The following is a 20,045-nucleotide window of genomic DNA, read 5'->3' as shown; positions in this document are numbered from 1 at the left end:
GCGGGTTCAGGACTTGGTGGGGCGCAGTGCGGGGCGCGCCAGGGGTGCGGCGGCCAGTCGGGCGGCGGTGGTGGCCGGCGTGGGGTTCTGGAACAGGTCGCGGATCTTCAGCTCGCGGCCCAGCTCCGCCCGTATCCGGCTGATGAGGCGGGTCACCAGCAGCGAGTGGCCGCCGAGGGCGAAGAAGTTGTCGTCGGGGCCGACCGACTCCTTGCCGAGCACCTGCGCGTACAGCTCGCGGACCCGCTGTTCGGTCCCGTCGCCGGTGTCCGGTGCGGCCGCGTTCTCGGACGGCCGGTCCTGGGCGGGGTGCGGCAGTCGCGCGAGCGTGCCCACCGGCTGCCCGGGGTCGGCCGCGAGGTGCCGCAGCACGGCGGCCAGCTCCTGCGCGATCCGCTCGGCGGTCCGGTGGTCGAACAGTTCGGTGGCGTAGGTGAGTTCGCCGGTGAGGCCGAGCGGGCTGCCGTCCGCCGCGCGCTGTTCGCCGAGGTCGAGGCCCAGGTCGAACTTCGACACCTGCCACTCGACGGGGTGCGCCTGTGCGTCGAGGCCTGCCAGTCGGGGCAGGGCCGGGGGCTCGTTCTGCACCTGGAGCAGCACCTGGAAGAGGGGGTGGCGGGCCAGGGAGCGTTCGGGGTTGAGGTCGACCACGACCCGTTCGAAGGGCACGTCCTGGTGCTCGTAGGCGGCGAGGTCGGTCTCCCGCACCCGGTGCAGGAGGTCGGTGAAGGTGGGATCGCCGGAGACGTCGGTGCGCAGCACGAGGGTGTTGACGAAGAAGCCGACGAGGTTGTCCAGTGCCTCGTCCGAGCGGCCCGCGACCACGGTGCCGATGGGGATGTCGGTGCCCGCGCCCAGGCGCGACAGCAGAACCGCGAGGCCGGCCTGGAGCGCCATGAACAGGGTGCAGCCGTGCTGCCGGGCGAGTTCCAGCAGGCGGGCGTGGAGGTCCGCGTCGAGCTCCACCGGGACGGAGCCGCCCGCGAAGCTCGCCACGGCCGGCCGGGGCCGGTCGTGGGGCAGGGCCAACTCGGCCGGGGCAGCGGCCAGTTCCTTCTTCCAGAAGTCCAGTTGGCGGCGGATCAGGCTGTTCGGGTCGTGCTCCGCCCCGAGCAGCTCGCGTTGCCACAGGGTGTAGTCGCTGTACTGCACCGGGAGCGGCTCGAAGTCGGGCGCGTGGCCTTCACGCCGGGCGGCGTAGGCGGTCGCCAGGTCGCCCAGCAGGGGCGCCCAGGACCAGCCGTCGGTGGCGATGTGGTGCACCACCAGCACCAGCACCCATGCGTCGCCGCCCAGTTCGAAGAGCCGGGCGTGCAGGGGCAGGTCCTGCGCGAGGTCGAAGTGGTGGCCCACCGCCTCGCGTACGGCCCCGGGCAGGTCCGCCTCGGTGAGGCGCTCGCACCGCAGCGTCACCGGTACCTGTGCCGCGGTGCGCAGCCGGATCCGGGGTTCCCCGTCGATCTCGTCGAACAGGGTCCGCAGCACCTCGTGGCGGGCGATGAGATCGCCGAGTGCCGCGGTCAGGGCGGCCACGTCCAGCGGGCCGTGCAGCCGGTAGGCGAAGGGGACGTTGTGATCCGCCGACTGCTCCTGCGCCTGCTGGGCGAACCACAGCCGGTGCTGGGCGAAGGACAGCGGGGGCTCCTGCGCCCACGGTGTCCGGCGCAGTGACGGCCGGGCCTGCCCGGCGCGGCCCGCCAGCTCGGCCAGCGCGGCGACGGTCTGCGCCCGGAAGACGTCCCGCAGCGACAGTTCGACGCCCAGGGCCGTGCGGACGCGGCTGACCAGCCTGGTCGCGAGCAGGGAGTGGCCGCCCAGGTCGAAGAAGCCGGCGTCGGCGGCGACGGTGTCGAGGCCCAGGAGCTCGGCGAAGAGACCCGCCAGGATCTCCTCCCGGGGGTTGCGCGGCGGGCGGCCGCCTGCGGTGGACGGCGCGGGTTCGGGCAGGGCCCGGTAGTCCACCTTGCCGTTGACGGTCAGCGGCAGGTCGTCCAGGACGACGATGTGCGCGGGGATCATGTAGTCCGGCAGCAGGCCGGCGAGGCGGGCGCGCACGTCGGACCGGGACGTTGCGCCGACCACGTAGCCGACCAGCCGCTTCTCGCCGTCCCCGGCCGCCCGGGCGGTGACCACGGCCTGGCGTACGCCCGGGCAGGCGGCGAGCGCGGCCTCGACCTCGCCCGGCTCGACCCGGAAGCCGCGGACCTTCACCTGCTCGTCGGCCCGGCCGAGGAATTCCAGCAGGCCGTCCGTCCGCAGGCGGGCCAGGTCGCCGGTGCGGTACATCCGGGTCCCGGGTGCGCCGAAGGGGTCGGCGACGAATCGCTGTGCGGTCGCGGCCGGCCGCCGGTGGTAGCCGCGCGCCACTCCGGCACCGGCGACGTACAGCTCGCCGGGGGTGCCGGGCGGCACCGGGCGCAGCCGGTCGTCGAGCACGTGGACGCGGGTGTCGTCCAGCGGCCGGCCGATCGGCACCGGGCCGTCGGCGTGGCCGGTGACGAGGTGGGAGGTCGCGCAGAGGGTCACCTCGGTCGGGCCGTACAGGTGGCGGATGGCCGTGGCCGGGCAGGCGGCCTGCACCGCCCGTACCGCGGCGGGGCTGACCACGTCGCCGCCGGTCAGCACCTCGCGCACGGTGGCCAGGATGCCGGGGTGCTCCTCGGCGACCACCCGGAACAGTCCGGCGGTGAGGTGGACGGCCGTGATCCGCTCGTCGCGGATGAGTGCACCGAGTGCGGCGACGGTGAGGTCGCCCTCGGGGGCGACGACCACCTGCCAGCCGGACAGGAGGGCCACCCACAGCTCGTAGTCGGCGATGTCGAAGGCGTGCGGGGCGTGGAACAGCACGCGCTGGGGTCCACCGGTGTGCCAGCCGCGGTCCGCGACCAGGTCCAGGACGTCCCGGTGGGTGACGGCGACGCCCTTGGGTTCGCCGGTGGAGCCCGAGGTGTGCATGAGGTAGGCCAGCTGGTCGGGTCGGCACCGCGCCGGCGGGGCGGCGGGGTCGCCGTCGCCGGTTCCGGCCGCGCCGTCGGCTTCGGCTCCGTTCACCAGGACGGTCTGCCCGCAGTCGAGTCCCAGCCGGTGGAACCGCTCGTCCACCAGCAGGACCGGGCAGCCGGCGTCGTCGAGGATCCGCTGGATGCGCGGGGCGGGGTGTCCGGTGTGCAGCGGTACGTAGGCGCCGCCGACCTTGAGGACGGCCAGCATCGCCACGACCACGTCGGGGGAACGCCCCATCAGCACGCCGACCGGGGTCTCGGTGCCGACACCGATCCGGGTCAGCCGGTGCGCGAGCCGGTTCGCGCGCTCGTCGAGCTCGCGGTACGTCAGCTCGACCGGTCCGGCCTTGAGCGCGACGTCGTCAGGGGTGCGGGCCGCCTGGCGGGTGAACGCCAGGTGGACTCCCGCGGGGGCATCCGGGCGCGAGGGCGCGGCGGCCGGCCGCTCCCCGACCAGCCGGGTGTGCTCCCCGGGCAGCAGCAGCTCCAGCTCCGACACCCGTGCGCGCGGCCGGGAGACCGCCGACTCCAGGACCGTGCGCAGCCGTGCGCCGAGGGTGCGGACGGTGTCGCGGTCGAAGAGCTCGGTGCGGTACTTGGCCACGGCGCGCAGCCCGCCCGCCGGGCCGTGCTCCTCGGTGAACTGGAACGCGAGGTCGAACTCGGCCTCGGTGATGTCGACTTCGGTGGTGTCGGCGGTGAGCCCGGCCAGCTCCACGGCGGCCGTGGACGCCGCGCGCCGCAGGGTCAGCGCCACCTGGAAGAGGGGGTGACGGGCCAGCGAGCGGCGCGGGTTCACCGCCTCGACGACCTGTTCGAAGGGCACGTCCTGGTGGGCGAACGCGGCCAGGTCGGTCTCCCGTACCCGGCGCAGCAGCTCGCCGAAGGCGGGGTCGCCCGAGACGTCGGTGCGCAGGACCAGGGTGTTGACGAAGAAGCCGACCAGGTCGTCCAGCGCCTCGTCCGAGCGGCCCGCGGCCACCGTTCCCAGCGGGATGTCCGTGCCCGCGCCGAGGCGGGACAGCAGCACCGCGAGCGCCGCCTGGAGCACCATGAACAGGGTGCAGCCGTGTTCCCGTGCCAGCGCTTCGAGCTCGCCGGTGAGTGCGGCGTCCAGGTCGAAGGCGACCGCGTCGCCCGCCGGGCCGGCCACCGCCGGGCGGGGGCGGTCGGTGGGCAGTGCCAGCTCCTCGGGCAGCCCGGACAGCGCCTCGCGCCAGTGGGCGAGCTGCTCCTGCGCCACGCCCTCCAGCAGGTCCCGCTGCCAGAGCGTGTAGTCGGCGTACTGCACCGGCAGCGGTGCGCGGTCCGGCTCCCGGCCCTCCCGCCGGGTCGCGTACGCCGCCGCGAGGTCGCCGAGCAGCGGTCCCCAGGACTCGCCGTCGGTGGCGATGTGGTGGAGCGCCAGGACCAGGGTGTGCTCGTCGGCTCCGGCCGTCAGCAGGGCGGCACGGACCGGGGCGGCCACGGCCAGGTCGAAGGCGCGGCCCGCGACCTCGGCGACGTCGGCCCGGGCAGCGTCGAGGATCTCCAGCTCCAACGGGGCCGCGGGCAGCACGCGCTGGCACGGCTCGCCGCCCACCTCCGGGTAGACGGTGCGCAGGATCTCGTGCCGTTCGGCGAGGTCGGCCAGCGCCGCGCGCAGCGCGGGCACGTCGACCGGGCCGCTGAGCCGGGCGGCCACCGCGCTGTGGTAGGCGGGGTTCGGCCCGTCGAGGCGGTCCAGGAACCACAGCCGCCGCTGGGCGGCGGACAGCGGCAGCCGGGCGGGGCGTTGCGCGGGCCGCAGCGCCGGGCGGGCGCCGCCCGCGCCGCCGAGGCGGGCGGCGAGGCCCGCGACCGTGGGGGTGTTGAAGACCTCGCGGACCCCCAGTTCCACGCCGAGGGCGCCGCGCACCTGGGTCACCAGGCGCATGGCCAGCAGGGAGTGGCCGCCCAGGTCGAAGAAGTCGTCGTCCACGCCGATTTCGGGCAGGCCCAGCACCGCGGCGAACAGGCCTGCCAGGACTTCTTCGTGGGCGGTGCGCCCGGTGCGGCCGCCCGTGCGGTGGCCGGGTGCGGGCAGGGCCCGTCGGTCGAGCTTCCCGTTCGGCGTCACCGGCAGGGCGTCGAGGACGACCACCGCCGGCACCATGTGCTCCGGCAGCACGGCGGCCAGGGCGAGGCGCAGCGCGGCGGGCGTCGGGTCGGCGCCCGTGGCGGGCACCACGTAGGCGACCAGCCGAGGATCGCCCGGCCGGTCCTCGCGGACGACGACGGCCGCGTGGGCGACGCCCTCGCAGCCCGCGGCGGCGTTCTGCACCTCGCCGAGCTCGATCCGGAAGCCGCGGATCTTCACCTGGTCGTCGGTGCGTCCCAGGTATTCCAGGACGCCGTCCGGGCGCCAGCGCACCAGGTCACCGGTGCGGTACATGCGCTCGCCCGGCGCGAAGGGGCAGGCCACGAACCGCTCGGCGGTCAGGCCGGGCCGGCCGAGGTAGCCGCGGGCCAGCTGGACGCCGGCTAGGTAGAGCTCACCGGCCGTGCCGGGCGCGGCCGGTTCGAGGCGGCCGTCGAGCACGTACGCACGGGTGTTGGCGGCGGGCCGTCCGATCGGGACGGGGCCGGGGCCGGGCCGGCAGGCCCACAGGGTGACGTCGACGGCGGCCTCGGTCGGGCCGTAGAGGTTGTGGAGCTCGGTGTCCGGGAGGGTGCGGAAGAACGTCTCCTGGGTGTGCGGGGAGAGCGCTTCGCCGCTGCTGATCACCCGGCGCAGCGAGCGGGCCCGCGACGCGTCCGGCCCGCTGAGGAACGCGTCCAGCATGGACGGCACGAAGTGCGCGGTGGTGACGGACTCGCGTTCGATCAGCTCGGCCAGGTACGACGGGTCCTGGTGGCCGTCGGGCCGGGCCACCACCAGGGTGGCGCCGGTCAGCAGCGGCCAGAAGAACTCCCACACCGACACGTCGAAGCCGCACGGCGTCTTCTGCAGCACGCGGTCGTCGGGACCGAGCCGATAGGTGCGCTGCATCCACTCCAGCCGGTTGACGATGGCCTCGTGGGAGACGAGGGCGCCCTTGGGGCGGCCGGTGGAGCCCGATGTGAAGATGGCGTAGGCGGGGTGGCGGGGGTCGAGGACGGGCCGGGGAGCGGGCTCGGCCTCGGGGAGCGGCGCGTCCAGGCGCAGGGTCGGCGTTCCCGGCGCCTGCCAGCCGGAACTCAGCAGCAGTGCCGGAGCGGCGTCCGCCATGATGCCGAGGTTGCGCGCCTCGGGCTGGCCGAGGTCGACGGGCAGGTACGCGGCGCCGGCCTTGAGCACGGCGCACAGGGCGACGATCAGGTCCAGGGAGCGCGGCAGCGCGACTGCGACCAGGCTCTCCGGCCCGATGCCGCGGGCGGTCAGCACGGACGCCAGGCGGCCGGCGCGCTCGTCGAGCGCGCGGTAGCTCAGGTGCTGCCCCTCGAAGACGACGGCGGTGGCTTCGGGGGTGCGGGCGACCTGGGCCTCGATCAGTTCGGGCAGGGCCTGGGCGGGGAAGTCGGCGGCCGTGTCGTTCCAGTCCACGAGGACGCGGCCGCGCTCCTGGGCGGTGAGGGTGTCGAGGGCGCTGACCGGGGCGTCGGGGTCGGCCGCCCACCGCTCCAGCAGCCGTACCAGCCGGGCGCCGAGTTCCGCCGTCCGCTCGCGGTCGAGCAGTTCGGCGTGGTGGCTGAGCCTGAGCCCGAGTGAGGCGCCCGGCTCGACGACCAGGGTGAGCGGGAAGTGCGTGGTGTCCCGGAACCGGATCCGCGCGTCCAGGTCGACGCCCGGCAGGTCGAGCGCGTAGTCGCTCATCGGGAAGTTCTCGAAGACCAGGTTCGTGTCGAAGAGGGCGGCCGGGGAACCGGCCAGGCGCTGGAGCTCGGTCAGTCCGAGGTGGTCGTGGTCGGCCAGGTCGGCGCGCTGGTGCTGCAGCGCCCGGCAGGTCTCGCGCAGCGGGGCGGATCCGTCGATCCGGGCGCGCACCGGCACGGTGTTGATGAGCATGCCGATCATCCGGTCGGAGCCGGCCAGTTCCGCGGGCCGGCCGCTGACCGTGCAGCCGAACACGACGTCGTCGTGGCCGGTGCTGCGCGCGAGCAGGACGGCCCAGGCACCCTGGATCACGCTGGTGAGCAGCAGGCCGCACTCCCGGGCCCGGGCGGTCAGGGCCGCCGTCTGCTGCTCGTCCAGGTGCAGGACCACGTCCTCCGGGGTGGCCCCGGGCGACACCTGGCCGCCCGGAGCGAGCCGGGTGGGCTGGTCGAGACCGGCCAGTACGGTGCGCCAGGCCTGCTCGGCCGCCGGGCGGTCGCGCTGCGCCAGATGGGTCAGGTAGGTGCGGTACGGCCGGACGGGCGGCAGTTCACCGTTCCCGTAGAGGGTGAACAGTTCGCGGAAGAGCAGTCCGAACGACCAGCCGTCCAGCAGCAGGTGATGGGCGGTCACCAGGAGCCGGTGCCGTGTGGCGCCGAGCCTGACGAGGGTGAAGCGCAGCAGCGGCGGGCGGCGACTGTCCACGCCCAGGGCCCAGTCCTGCTCGGTCAGTTCGGCGGCGCGGGCCTCGGCGGCCGGTGCGTCGAGGCCGCCGAGGTCGTGCTCCTGCCAGGCCAGCGGCATGTCACGGCGGACCACCTGGACGGGGTCGCCGTTCCTGCGGTGGGTGAAGGCGACCCGGAGGTTGGCGTGGCGGCGCACCAGGGCGTCGGCGGCCTCCTTGAGCCGGTCCGGGTCGAGCGCGCCGTCCAGGTCGACGGTGAACTGCGCGATGTAGAGGTGCCTGGACTCCGGGTCGTACCCGGAGTGGAAGAGCATGCCCTCCTGCAGCGGGGAGAGCGGCAGGACGTCCTCGATCGCCGGCTGGCTGGTGTTCATGGGGTGGGTTCGCTTTCTGGAGTGCGTCAGAGGACGTCGAGGGTCAGAGGACGTCGAGGGAGGCTGCGAGGTCGTCCAGCTCGTCCTGGTCGATCGTGGAGAGCGTGAGATCGGCGGCGACCGCGGCGCCGGCGTCCGGGCGGTCGGCGTGGGCGACGAGGGCGGCGAGCATCCGGAACCAGGACTCGGCGAGTGCGCGTACCTGCGGCTCGTCGAGGACGCCCGGCGCCCAGGCCCAGACGGCGTGCAGGACGGGCCCGTCCGCCGAGTCGAGGACGAACGCGTTGACCTCGACGGGGTGCGCCATGGGCATGCCGGGGCCGGGGGCGTCCAGCCGGGCACCGTACTCGGGCAGCAGCTGCCAGTCGGCGTCGGCCGCGGCGCCGAAGCGGCCGAGGTAGTTGAAGCCGAGCTGCGCCGGGTCCGTGGCGGCCAGCACCTGGCGGGCGTACGGGTCGAGGTGGCGCAGCAGACCGTAGCCGAGCCCCTTGCGGGGGATCGCGCGCAGCTGTTCCTTCGTCCTCCGCAGGGCGAGGGCGATGGTGGGGCCGCCGTGCGCGGCGTCGGGTGCGTCCAGTCCGTCCAGCGTGAAGCGGGTGGGGAAGAGGGTGGTGAACCAGCCGACCGTGCGGGAGAGGTCGGCCTCGGCGGGGATCTCCTCGCGGCCGTGCCCCTCCAGGTCCACCAGGAGGCTCGGCCCGCAGACCGGCCAGCGGGCCAGGGCGAGTGCGAGGCCGGTCAGCAGCAGCTCGTTGGTGTCCGCGCCCAGCCTCTCGGGCACCGACGTCAGCAGCGGTCCGACCGTGGCGGCGGGAAGGCTCAGGGCGAGGTGTGCGGCCAGGTCCTCGTGGTCGCGGGCCGGGTCGAGGGGGCGGCGGCCCAGGGTGTCGGCTCCCGGGCGCAGCACCTCGCTCCAGTACGGGAGTTCGGCGGCGCTCCGGTCGTCGGCGGCTTCCGCCGCGAGCAGTTCGGACCAGCGCCGGAAGGAGGTGGGCACGGGGTCGAGGCGTGGCGCGCGGCCGGCTGTGACCGCCGCCCATGCCTGCGCCAGGTCGCCGGTCAGCACCCGCCAGGAGATGCCGTCGACGACCAGGTGGTTGACGACGAGGGCGAGGCAGCCGGGCCGGGCCGGGCCCGCGTCGAACCAGACGGCCTGGAGGAGCACGCCGTCGGCGGTCGACAGGCGGTCCCGGGCCGCGTGCACCTCCCGTTCCACCTCGCCGGCCCGTTCCACCTCGCCGGCGGTGTCCGCGCCGTCCGTGCGGACCCGCAGGAGGCAGTCCTCGGCCCGGACGGTGCCGGCCGCCCGGGTGTGCGGCACTCCGTCGACCGTGTGCAGCCGGAGCATGTCGTGCCGGTCGAGGACGGCCTGCAGCACCGAGTGGGCGGCCTCCTCGGTCAGTTCCGCCGGGGTGCGCACCACCAGGAACTGGTAGTAGCTGTCGGCCGGTCCGCCGCGCTCGCGCAGCCAGTGCATGATCGGTGTCGGCCGGATCGGCCCGATGCCGTCGTCCTGGCCGCTCCGGCGGGCGGGGGCCAGCGGTCGGGCGGTGGCGGCCAGCGAGGCCACGTCCGGCTGGGTCAGCACGTCGCGGACGGTGAGGGCCAGTCCGGCCCGGCGGGCGGCACCGACGACCTGGACGGCGATGATGCTGTCGCCGCCGAGCCGGACGAAGCCGTCCTGCGGCCGGACCTGCGGTATCGCGAACAGGTCCGCCAGTACGCCGCACAGGATCTGCTCCGGCGTCGTCACGTCGTTCTCCATCGTTGTCTGCCTCGTTCTCGCTCGTTCTCGTTCTGTCGCGGGCCGGTCAGGCGGTGCGGACCGTGCCGAACAGCGTGCGCAGCCGGGCCCGGTCGACCTTTCCGTTCGCGGTCACCGGCAGTTCCTGCAGGGCGTGGAAGTGCTTGGGCACCATGTACGCGGGCAGGTGCGCGGCGCAGTGCGCGGCGAGCAGTTCGGGCTGCGTGCCGTCGGCCGTGGTCGGGGTGTATGCGGCGGCGAGCCGGCGGGAGCCGGCGACCTCCACGGCCACCACCACGGCGCGGCGCACGCCCGGCAGCGCGTTGAGGACCGCTTCGACCTCGCCGGGCTCGACGCGGTAGCCGTTCACCTTGAGCTGGTCGTCGGCTCGGGCCACGAAGTGGAAGTCGGTGCCGTCGAAGCGGACCAGGTCGCCGGTGGCGTAGCAGCGGCGCGCCGTGCCGTCCTCGTGCGGCAGGGTGCGGAACCTGGCGTCGGTGAGCTCCTGGTCGCCGAGGTAGCCGAGGCCTACGCTGTCGCCGGCGACGATCAGTTCGCCCTCCTCGCCCGGGGCGAAGGGCCGCAGTGCGCCGTCCGCGTGGCGGAGCAGTTCCGCTCCGGCGACCGCGCGTCCGATCGGCGGGTGGTCGGGCCAGTCGGCGGCCTGGTGGGGCGTCAGCCGGTGCTGGGTGACGACGTGGGTCTCGCTGGGCCCGTACTCGTTGACCAGGGTGATGCCGCCCGACGCGCAGAAGCTGCGCACCTCGGCGTTGACGACCAGGCGTTCGCCCGCCACGGCGATCTCCCGCAGGTCGGGCATCGCGTCCGGTTCGAACGCGGCGGCCGTGGCCAGCGCGTGCAGGCCGACCACCGGCAGGAAGAGCCGGGCCACCCGGTGCTCGCGGATCAGGTCCATCAGCGTGAAGGGGTCCTGGCGCTGGTGGTCGTCCACGACGACCAGCCGGGCTCCGGCGAGCCAGGTGGCGACGAGTTCCTCGTATCCCACGTCGAAGCCGATGGACGCCGCCTGGAGGGTGTGCGGCGGGCGGTCGTAGGACCAGTGCCGGAGGTGCCAGTCGCCGAGGGCGGCCAGGACTCCCGGCGGCACGGCCACCGACTTGGGCTCGCCGGTGGATCCCGAGGTGGGGATGACGTAGCCGACCGGTCCTTCGCGGGGTACCTCCAGCGGGTTGCCGCGCACCTCGTCGACGGTGTGCTCGCTGCCGCCCGGGCCGGTCGGCCCGGCGTCGTCGGCGCGCAGCACGAGGTCGCTGAACCGGGTGATCTTCGCGGCCCGGGGCGCGGGCATGCCGGGGTCGACGCAGACCACGCCGGCCCCGGCCCGCCAGGCGCCGAGCACGGCGGCGCAGCGTGCCCAGGACCGGTGGCCGTGGACGGCGACGACGTGGCCCGGTCCCAGGCCGCGGGCGGCGAGGCCGCCGGCGATCTCGGCGGACAGCCGGTCGAGTTCGGCGTAGGTGTGCCGGACGCCGCGGTCGACGACCGCCACCGAGGCATGGTGGCGGCGGACGGCGGCGAGCAGGGGGCGGATGAGCGACCGCCGTGAACCGCTCGCTTCGGTGTACATGCAAGTCCCTTCTCGGGTCGTGTCCGTCGCGGGCTCAGGCACCCGGCGTCGAGGTGCACTCGGCGACCAGGGCAGCCAGCCGGTCCAGCCCCGTCTCGATCTGGTCGGGGGTCAAGGAGCTGCAGGACAGGCGTAGTTGGCGGTGGGTGCGGTCGTTGTCACTGAAGTGGCGCATCGGGGTGAAGAGCACGCCGTGCCGTACGGCGGCGTGTTCGAGCAGTTCGTCGGTGACGGGGAACGGCACGGTGAGCACCACGAAGAAGCCGCCCGCGGGGGTGTTCCAGCGCACCCCGGGCAGTTCGGCGAAGCGTCGGTGCAGGCCCTGGAGGAGTCGGCCGAGGTTGCGCCGGTAGATGCCGATCTGGCGCCGGTTGGCGTGCAGCAGGCTGCCGCCGTGTTCCAGCAGCATGCCTCCCACCAGGGCCTGGCTCACCGGTGAGGTGTTGACGGTGACCATGCTCTTGGCCCGCGACAGCTCGTCGGCGAGCAGGGTCTCCTCCGAGCCCACGACGCGCTGGTCCGCCACGGCGAATCCCACCCGGGCGCCGGGGAAGCAGGTCTTCGCCAGCGACCCGAGGTAGACCACGCGCTGCCCGGTGTCGAGCGCCTTCAGCGTCGGGGGCCTGCCGCTCTCGGCTGCCCGGAAGTAGCCGTAGGGGTTGTCCTCCAGGAGCAGGATGTCCTCCTGGGCGGCGATCTCCAGCAGCCGGTGACGGGTCCGCACGTCCATGGAGTGGCCGCTGGGGTTGGAGAAGTCGGGCACCAGGTACAGCGCCCGGGGCCGCTCACCCGCCGCGCGGACCTCCCGGATCCGCTCCAGCACGTCCTCGGGGCGGACACCCCGGGGGCCTTCGTGGACCGGCCGCACGGGCAGGTCCACCAGCCGGGCGGCGCCGGTCAGGCCGACGTAGGTGGGGTCCACCGCGAGCACGACGTCACGGTCGGTTGCGCGCAGGGCGCGCAGCACCAGCCACAGGGCCTCCTGGGCGCCCACGGTGACCACGATGGCCTCCGGGTCCACGGTGATGCCCTCGTCCCGTTCGAGCTGACGGGCGATGAGTTCGTGGACGATTCCCTTGGTGCGGCCGTACTGGAACAGCTCCCGCCGCACCCGGGCCTCGTCGTAGCCCTTGTGCTCGGCCAGGTGGCGGCAGTAGGTGTCGAGGTAGCGGTGCAGATCGGCCGGGTCGAAGAGGTCCTCGGTGGGCCGGCCGGGGGCGAAGGAGACCGCCTCGGGGAAGCGCCCGGCCACCTCGTTGAGGAAGTTCATCGACAGCAGGGCCGGGTCGGCGAGCGAGGCGTGCAGATCCGCGCGGTCCAGCACCACGGCTGCGGTCATCGGGCCGCCCCCCGGACCGAGAGCCACGGTGCGTCGGCCGGGCCGGTGCAGCCGGACAGCTCCAGGGCGGAGTGCAGCTCGGTGCGCAGCAGGCGCAGGACCCGCCTCACCCCCTTCTCGCCGTCGGCGGCCAGGCCCCACAGGACGGGGCGGCCCAGCAGGACGCCGCTCGCGCCGAGTGCCAGGGCCTTCAGGACGTCGGTGCCGCCGCGGATCCCGCTGTCCAGCAGCACCTGGCAGCGGGCGGGGACGGCTTCGCGTACGGCGGGCAGCATGTCCACGCTGGCCACCGCGCCGTCCAGTTGGCGGCCGCCGTGGTTGGAGACGACGACGGCGTCGGCGCCGACGGAGGCCGCGGTGGCGGCGTCGCCCGGATCGAGGATCCCCTTGACGATCAGGGGCAGCCGCGTCTCGCCGCGGAGCCGGGCGAGATCGTCCCAGCCCAGGGAGCGGGCGAAGGTCTCGGCCGTGTGTTGCGCCACGGCCGAGACACCGGGCTGCCGCTCCCGGGCCCGGCGGGTACCGGCCGGGTCGAGGTGGACGGCCGCCACGTCGGTGGGCAGCGCGAAGCCGTTGCGCAGGTCGCGCAGCCGCCGGCCCATCGAGGGCACGTCCACGGTGACCATCAGCGCCGCGCAGCCGGCTTCCTCGGCGCGCCGGACCAGCTCCGTGGTGGCCGCCGGGTCCTGCTGGCAGTAGAGCTGGAACCAGGTGGTGCCGCCCAGCGCGGTGACGGCCTCGACCGGTTGGCTGCTCAGCGTGCTCACGGTGAACGGCACGCCCGCGGCCGCGGCCGCGCGGGCGGTGGCGAGTTCGCCCTCGGGGTGGACCAGCCGCTGGTACGCCATCGGTGCGACGGCGACCGGCAGGGCCGCGCGGGCGCCGAGGAGTTCGGCCTCGGTGTCGCTGACCGCCGCGCCGGCGAGGACCCGGGGCACGATCCCGATCCGGTCCAGTGCGGAGCGGTTGGCGGCCAGGGTCAGTTCCTCGCCGCTGCCGCCTTCGATGAAGTCCCAGACCTCCCGGGGCAGTGTCCGGCGGGCGAGTTCGGCGAACTCCTCCAGCCGTACGGGGTCGCGGCCCGTGCCGTGAGCGCTCACCGCGGCACCGCCCCGGTGCTCAGGCGCTCCGCCTCGACGGCTTCGTACAGCGCCTTGATGTTGCCGTTGCCGAAGGTGCGGGCGCCGAAGCGCTCGATCACCTCGTGGAACAGCGTGCGCCTCGGATGGGTGGAGCGGGTGAAGATCTGGAACAGCTGGCCGTCGTGGTCCTCGTCGACCAGGACGCTGATCCCCTGCAGCTCGGAGGTGCTGTGCCGGGTCAGTTCGAGGCGGTCGGCGAGCATCGTGTAGTAGGCGTCGGGGACGCTCAGGAACTCGACGCCGCGCTCGCGCAGCGTGCCGACGGCCCGGACGATGTCGCGGGAGGCGAAGGCCACGTGCTGGACGCCGGCGCCGCCGTGTTCGGCCAGGAAGCGGTCGATCTGGCCGGGCTCGGCGCTCGTGTCGGGCTCTATCAGGGTCAGGGTGACCTCGCCGCAGGCGCTCTGCACCACCTTGGAGTCCATGGCCTGGGCACCGACCCTGATCAGCTCCTGGAAGATCATGCGGAAGCCGAGCACCTGCGTGTAGAAGTCCACCGTGCGCTCCAGTTCCCCGGACGGCAGGCAGACGGCGAAGTGGTCGATTTCCTCCAGGAGTTCGTCGTCGCGGTCCTGCGCGGCGTCCGGCAGCCCGGTGAAGCCCGGCGGGATTGCGGTGGGCCCGGGATCGACGAGCGTGTGCACCACGTCGCCGAATCCGGCCAGCACCGCCGTGGTCCGGCCGTCGGGGTGGCGGCGCGGCACCGCGAGCGGCACCGCCCCGCGGGAGACCGCCTCGTCGAAGACGGCGGGTACGTCGGCCACGGTCAGCGCGATGTCGGCGACGCCGTCGCCGTGCGCCAGGACGTAGCCGGCTCCCGGGTGGTGCGGCGAGCGTGCCTGGGTGAGGACGAGGACGATGCGGCCCTGGCGCAGTGCGAGGGAGCTCGCCTCGGCGGATGAGGCGCGGGCCACCGGGCGGAAGCCGTAGCGGTCGGTCAGCTCGGCCGCGGCCGAGTCGACGTCGGCGACGTGGAATTCGACATGGCTGATGCCGAATGCGGGAGAGAAGGTCATGGTTGGGCCGTTCGTCAGAGGGCGGCGGTGGCGGGAGACGTGAGCGAGGCGATCCGGGTCGGAAGGTCGCGCCAGGTCTCGGGCGTGTAGAAGTGACCTCCCGGCAGGACGTCGTGGCGGAACGCACCGCTGGTCAGGCCCGCCCAGCGGGAGGCGACGTCGTCCCCGATCACCGGGTCCCGGTCGCCGGAGAACACCTGGAGCGGCACGTCGATCCGGGTCCCCGGGGTGTAGCGGAAGGTGTCCCGGGCGCACAGGTCGGCACGCATCAACTCCACTGCCATCTCGGTGAGTTCGGGTTCATCGAGGACGTGCTCTGGCAGCAGGCCGTGGGTGCGCATCCAGTCGAGCAGCTCGTCGTCGCGCTGCCCCTGGGCCAGGAAGCGGTCCCGGTCGGTCACCCCCCGGTCCGGGGCGTTGCAGGCGGAGACGACCAGGGCCTGTGGCGCGGGGACGCCCGCCGCCGCGAGCCGGGCGGTGACGTCGAAGGCCATCCAGCCGCCCATGCTGTGGCCGAACAGGACGTACGGTCCCTGCGCCGCGACCGAGGCGACGCCCTGCGCGGCGTCCGCGGCGAGCTCGGTCCAGGTCTGCGCGTACTCCTCGGCGAAGCGGCCTTCGCGCCCCGGGTAGCAGATCGCCACCAGGTCCACGTCGTGCGGCAGCGCCGGGATCCAGGAGTGGTAGGTCGCGGTGCCGCCGCCGCAGAAGCCGAGGCACACCAGGGTGCGGGCCGGGTCACGGCTGTGCTTCAGGCGCACCACGGTGGTGTCCGGGGCGCTCACGAGACCGCCCCCGCACGGACCGACTCCGCGTGGCGGGCCAGGTCGCTCAGGCGGGGGAACCGGTAGACGTCCTTGGTCCGCAGCACGATCCCGGCCTCCCGCTTGAGGCGGGAGACCACCCGCAGCGCCACCAGCGAGTGGCCGCCGAGGGCGAAGAAGTTCTCGTCCGCGTGGACGGTTTCGCGGCCGAGCACATCGGCCCAGACGTCGGCGATCAGCCGTTCGAGCTCGGTCCGGAGAGGCTGGGCGGCGGTGTTCGGCACCGACGTGACGGCGGGCAGCGCGGCGGTGTCCACCTTGCCGTTCGGGGTCAGGGGCAGCACGTCCATCCGCACGAGGACGGACGGTACGAGGTGCCCGGGCAGCGTGGCGGCACAGTGGGCACGCAGTTCCTCACCGCTCACCCTCCCTCCCGGTGCCTCGACGTAGTAGGCCGCGAGGAAGGTGTCCCCGTCCGGGCCCGAGCGCGGCGCGGCAACGGCCGCGGTGACGTGGGGGTGCGCGCGCAGCCGGTCCTCCAACTCGCCGGGCTCCACCCGGAACCCACGGATCTTGACCTGGCGGTCGGTGCGGCCGAGGAACTCCAGTGCGCCGTCCGGCCGGCGCCGGACCTCGTCCCCCGTGCGGTACATCCGGGTGCCGTCGGCGGCGAACGGATCCGCGACGAACCGCTCGGCGGTCAGTCCCGGCCGTCCGACGTACCCGACGGCCACGGCCGGACCCGCCAGGTACAGCTCTCCCCTGGTGGCGGGCCTGAGCGCGCCGTCGAGCACATGGGCGCGCACGTGGGCCAGGCCGGCGCCGAGGCGTGGGGCGTCCCCGGTGATGCGGGTCGCGGTGGCGTCGACGGTGCATTCGGTCGGGCCGTAGAGGTTCCACGCCTCCGGCGACTCCGACCGGGCCAGCGACCGCCACAGCTGCTCGGGCACCGGCTCGCCGCCGAGCAGCAGCCGCAGGGCCCGGCCGGGCCGCAGCCGCGGACCGATCAGCTGCCAGTGGGACGGGGTGGAGTCGAGGTCCGTCACGGCGTGCTCGTCGAGCAGCGCGTCCAGCCGGCCGGGGTCGGTGCGGTCCTCGTCGGTCAGGACGACCAGGGTGTCCCCCCGGCAGACCCTGACCCACTGCTGCACGGACGCGTCGAAGGACAGGCTGGCGTTCCATCCGACCACCCGGTGCCCGGTGGGGTAGACGCCGCGCTCCTCCAGGCCCGCCACCAGTGCGGCGACACCCGCGTGCGCGACCTCCACCCCCTTGGGACGTCCGGTCGACCCGGAGGTGTAGATGACGTACGCCGGGGCGGACGAGTCACCCACGGCCTCCTCCGGCTCCTCGTCCGGCCGGCCCGGCTGGTGGGGGCTCAGCACCGGCAGGCCGTCCGCCCACGGGGGCCGGCCGGTGTCCGAGATCACCGCGCGCAGTCCGGCGTCGGCCGCGACGAAGGCGAGCCGGTCATCGGGGTACGCCGGATCGAGCGGCACGTAGGCGGCGCCCGCCCGCCAGACGGCCAGGGGGGCCACGACCCAGTCCGTTCCCCTGGGCACGCTCACCCCCACCCGGTCGCCAGGGCCGACGCCGAGCGCGCGCAGCGCCCCGGCCAGCCGGGCCGTGCGCTCGCCCAGTTCGGCGAAGGTGAGGGTCCCGTCGGCGCCGTGCACGGCGGCCCGGTCCGGGAACGACCGGGCGCTCTGCACGAACCGGCGCACCAGGGCCTGCGGGTCAGCCATGGGACACCGCCGTGGCGGCGGTCGCGCGCGGGGCGACGATCGGTGCGCAGTCGTACACCGAGACCGGCTCGCCCATGGCGACCACGATCCGGCGCTCGCCCCGGAAGGGGTCGCGGGCGTGCGCGGTCAGGACGTTGTCGACCAGCAGGAGGTCGCCCGGCTGCCAGGCGCGGCGCACGGTGGCGTTCTCGTACGCGGTGTTGATGCTCTCCAGGTCCGCCGCCGTGAGCGGGATGCCGTCGTCGATCCCGGTGTCGAACGGAAGCCCGTCCGGCCCGAGTTCGTCCAACAGGACTTCGCGGATCTCGTCGTCCAGGGAGAACCGGCTCCAGAACGCCAGGTGGTTGAACCACACGTCCTCTCCGGTGTGCGGGTGCCGGACGACCCCGGGCCGCAGCTGGCTGGTGCGCAGCCGGCCGTCCGCATCCCAGGCGCAGGAGATGTGGTTCTCTGCGCAGTACTTCTCGACCTGCTCGGGGGACTCCGTCCCGAACGCGGACTGCCAGGCGACCGAGAGGCTTTCCGAGTAGGTGCGGGTCAGGATCCAGCCGGACGCGCGCATCCGCTCGACCAGCTCGGCCGGAAGGGTGCGCAGCACCTCGCGGCAGTCGGCGACCGGGGTGGCGCCGCCCTCCTCGGGCGCGGTCAGGCAGCCGAAGAGCAGCAGCCCCGGGAAGGTCAGGGTGTAGCTGTTCTCGTTGTGCGGCCTGATCGCCTGTCCGGCGGGCAGGTCCGTGGAGGAGAAGACACCGCCGCCGAAGTCGCTGCGCGGAGTGGCCTTCTCCCGGTACGGGGTCGCCCGCGGGATCAGCTCGTCGCGGACCAGGGCGAAGTCCTCCACGCTGCGGACCGGCAGCCCGCGCAGGTACACCGCCCCGTGACGGTGCAGTCCGGCCCGCAGGTCGTCGTGGTGGTCCGCGAGCCAGGCGCGGGCTTCGGCCGCGTCGGCCAGCTCGGGTGCCTGGACGGTGGCGGGGGCACCCGGTTCCGTGCGCCAGTCGAGGGCGCCGCCCCGGGGGGCTCCGCTCACCGGTGAGCTGTCCGTCGGTACGCCGGTCACTGCGCACCGTCCGGGGCCGGTGCGGAGTGGCGCAGTTCCAGGGTGCAGCACTTGACGCTGCCGCCGCCCTTGAACAGCTCGGAGAGGTCGACGCCGATCGGCTCGAACCCGCGCTCGGCCAGCCGGGCCATGAGGTCGCGCGCGGTCTGGGACAGCAGCACGTGGCGCCCGTCGGAGATCGCGTTGAGCCCGAAGGCCTCGGCGTCGGCCTCGGTGGCGAGGAGCGCGTCGGGGTACAGCGAGCGCAGGATCTCGCGGGACTCCGGCGAGAAGGCGCCCGGGAAGTACATGATCTCGTCGTCGTCGAGCACGGCGAGCGCGGTGTCCAGGTGGTAGAAGCGCGGGTCCACCAGGGTCAGGCTCACCACCGGGGCGCCCAGCACCTGCTCGGCCTCGGCGTGCGCGGCCGGGTCGGTGCGGAAGCCGGTGCCGGCCAGGATCCGGTCGCCGACGACCAGGTAGTCGCCCTCGCCCTCGTTGACGTGGCGGGGGGCGTGCACCTCGGTGTAGCCGTGCTGCTCGAACCACGCCTGGTAGGCGGGCGCCTCGGCGACGCGTTCGGCGTGCCGGAACTTGGCCACCAGGACCCGGTCGTTCAGGACCGTGGCGCCATTGGCGGAGTAGACCATGTCGGGCAGGCCGGGTACGGGTTCCACCAGTTCGACGGTGTGACCGAGCTCCTGGTAGAGGGCGTACAGCCGCTCCCACTGCAGGACGGCCAGCGCCGTGTCGGTCGGCTTGGCCGGATCCATCCACGGGTTGATGCGGTAGTCGACGGTGAAGTGGGAGGGGCGGCACATCAGGTAGTGCCGGGGGCGGGCGGTGCGCTGGATCGGCATCGGATCACGCCTCCTTGAGGGCGGCGATCAGGCTCGCCGGGCGCAGGTCGGTCCAGGTGTTCTCGATGTGGTCCAGGCAGTCCTGCCGTCCGGCCGGGCCGTGGGTGGCCGTCCAGCCCGGGGGGACCGCGAGGGAGGCGGGCCACAGGGAGTGCTGGTTCTCCTCGTTGACCAGGACGAGATAGGTGGCGTCCTCGTCCTCGAAGGGGTTGGTCACGGATGCTCCTCTTGCGTCGTGTGACGGATGACGTCGTGTCGAAGGGATGGGTCGCCGGCGATGCGCCAGCCGCTGAGCGGAGGTGAGATCGCGAGCGCGCGGCGGCAGATGGCCAGCGCGGCGTCTCCGGCGGTCAGTCCGGGCGTCGCCACGGTGAACATCCCGAGGCGGATGCCGTGCGGGCGAACCTGCACGCTGACGTGCTCCAGGCGTTCCCCGGGGGCTGCCGCGGCCCAGAGCAGATCGATGATCCGGCGGCGGTCCGGCGGGCGGACCACGACCGGGTCGGCGGGGGTGAGCGCGATGAGGGTCAGCTCCACGCCGGGCTGCGTCAGTCCCAGATGAGGCCGTCGGCGGCCACGGCCGGTCCTGCCGCGTGGAGCGCCCCCGCGGCGCGCACCTGCGGGTGCCCCTGCCCACCCGGCTGCCCGCCGGACTGCCCGGCGACGGCGGTCGCCAGGACGATGGCAGCGGCGCAGGCCGCACGGACGACGTGGATGCGAGAAGTCATGGCGGTGCCCTCATCGGAAGTGGGAGAGAGGTGGCCGGGTGAGCCCCCGGCGGGCGCCCGGCACCGGCCGGAGCGACGTGTCCATCCTCGCCGCCCGGACTCCTCCGGGGGAACGGGTGCAGGACCGGCAAAACCGTCCAGGCCGCTTTGTGACACCCGCTCACCTGCGTAGACCTGGCCGTGTATGGCTCGTAGATGCCCGGCG

Annotated in this window: 13 protein-coding genes; all 13 read right to left on the bottom strand. The window is 74.2% G+C overall.

Going from position 1 to position 20,045, the window contains the following annotated elements; translation table 11 throughout:
- Positions 1 to 6 precede the first annotated feature (6 nt).
- Genes BX285_RS19595 through BX285_RS19535 form a run of 13 tightly spaced genes read right to left on the bottom strand, consistent with a single transcriptional unit; the run spans position 7 to position 19,840 of the window.
- A complete protein-coding gene (locus BX285_RS19595; RefSeq protein WP_121175997.1) occupies positions 7 to 7,875 on the bottom strand; it encodes an amino acid adenylation domain-containing protein in 7,869 nt (2,622 codons plus the stop codon).
- A 43-nt stretch (positions 7,876 to 7,918) separates the two neighbouring features.
- A complete protein-coding gene (locus BX285_RS19590; protein WP_121175995.1) occupies positions 7,919 to 9,640 on the bottom strand; it encodes a condensation domain-containing protein in 1,722 nt (573 codons plus the stop codon).
- 46 nt (positions 9,641 to 9,686) lie between these two features.
- Entirely contained in the window at positions 9,687 to 11,207 is a 1,521-nt protein-coding gene (locus BX285_RS19585) for an AMP-binding protein (RefSeq protein WP_121175992.1), read from the bottom strand.
- A gap of 34 nt (positions 11,208 to 11,241) precedes the next feature.
- The gene (locus tag BX285_RS19580; protein WP_121177693.1) at positions 11,242 to 12,546 is read right to left on the bottom strand and encodes a PLP-dependent aminotransferase family protein; all 1,305 of its coding nucleotides are present in this window, start codon (positions 12,544 to 12,546) and stop codon (positions 11,242 to 11,244) included.
- Entirely contained in the window at positions 12,543 to 13,646 is a 1,104-nt protein-coding gene (locus tag BX285_RS19575; protein ID WP_121175990.1) for an alpha-hydroxy acid oxidase, read from the bottom strand. Before BX285_RS19575 ends, BX285_RS19580 begins: the two co-directional genes overlap by 4 nt.
- The gene (gene hppD / locus BX285_RS19570) at positions 13,643 to 14,704 is read right to left on the bottom strand and encodes a 4-hydroxyphenylpyruvate dioxygenase (protein ID WP_121175987.1); all 1,062 of its coding nucleotides are present in this window, start codon (positions 14,702 to 14,704) and stop codon (positions 13,643 to 13,645) included. Before hppD ends, BX285_RS19575 begins: the two co-directional genes overlap by 4 nt.
- A 14-nt stretch (positions 14,705 to 14,718) precedes the next feature.
- Positions 14,719 to 15,489 (bottom strand): thioesterase II family protein, encoded by a 771-nt coding sequence (locus BX285_RS19565; protein ID WP_097239158.1) that lies wholly within the window; start codon positions 15,487 to 15,489, stop codon positions 14,719 to 14,721.
- Positions 15,486 to 17,213 (bottom strand): non-ribosomal peptide synthetase, encoded by a 1,728-nt coding sequence (locus BX285_RS19560; RefSeq protein WP_121175985.1) that lies wholly within the window; start codon positions 17,211 to 17,213, stop codon positions 15,486 to 15,488. The genes BX285_RS19565 and BX285_RS19560 overlap by 4 nt, the downstream gene beginning before the upstream one ends.
- Positions 17,206 to 18,243 (bottom strand): TauD/TfdA family dioxygenase, encoded by a 1,038-nt coding sequence (locus BX285_RS19555; RefSeq protein ID WP_121177690.1) that lies wholly within the window; start codon positions 18,241 to 18,243, stop codon positions 17,206 to 17,208. Before BX285_RS19555 ends, BX285_RS19560 begins: the two co-directional genes overlap by 8 nt.
- Before the next feature lie 26 nt (positions 18,244 to 18,269).
- Complete coding sequence (gene ddaH, locus BX285_RS19550; protein WP_121175982.1) at positions 18,270 to 19,112, bottom strand: dimethylargininase; 843 nt, start codon at positions 19,110 to 19,112, stop codon at positions 18,270 to 18,272.
- Positions 19,113 to 19,116: 4 nt separating this feature from the next.
- A complete protein-coding gene (locus tag BX285_RS19545; protein ID WP_097239155.1) occupies positions 19,117 to 19,329 on the bottom strand; it encodes an MbtH family protein in 213 nt (70 codons plus the stop codon).
- Positions 19,326 to 19,649 (bottom strand): hypothetical protein, encoded by a 324-nt coding sequence (locus BX285_RS19540; RefSeq protein ID WP_097239154.1) that lies wholly within the window; start codon positions 19,647 to 19,649, stop codon positions 19,326 to 19,328. Before BX285_RS19540 ends, BX285_RS19545 begins: the two co-directional genes overlap by 4 nt.
- A gap of 11 nt (positions 19,650 to 19,660) precedes the next feature.
- Entirely contained in the window at positions 19,661 to 19,840 is a 180-nt protein-coding gene (locus tag BX285_RS19535) for a hypothetical protein (RefSeq protein WP_121175979.1), read from the bottom strand.
- Between the last annotated feature and the right edge of the window lie 205 nt (positions 19,841 to 20,045).

The organism is Streptomyces sp. 1114.5 (genome assembly GCF_003635085.1).
Taxonomy (GTDB): Bacteria; Actinomycetota; Actinomycetes; order Streptomycetales; family Streptomycetaceae; genus Kitasatospora.
This window is presented reverse-complemented; position numbering and strand designations above follow the sequence as displayed.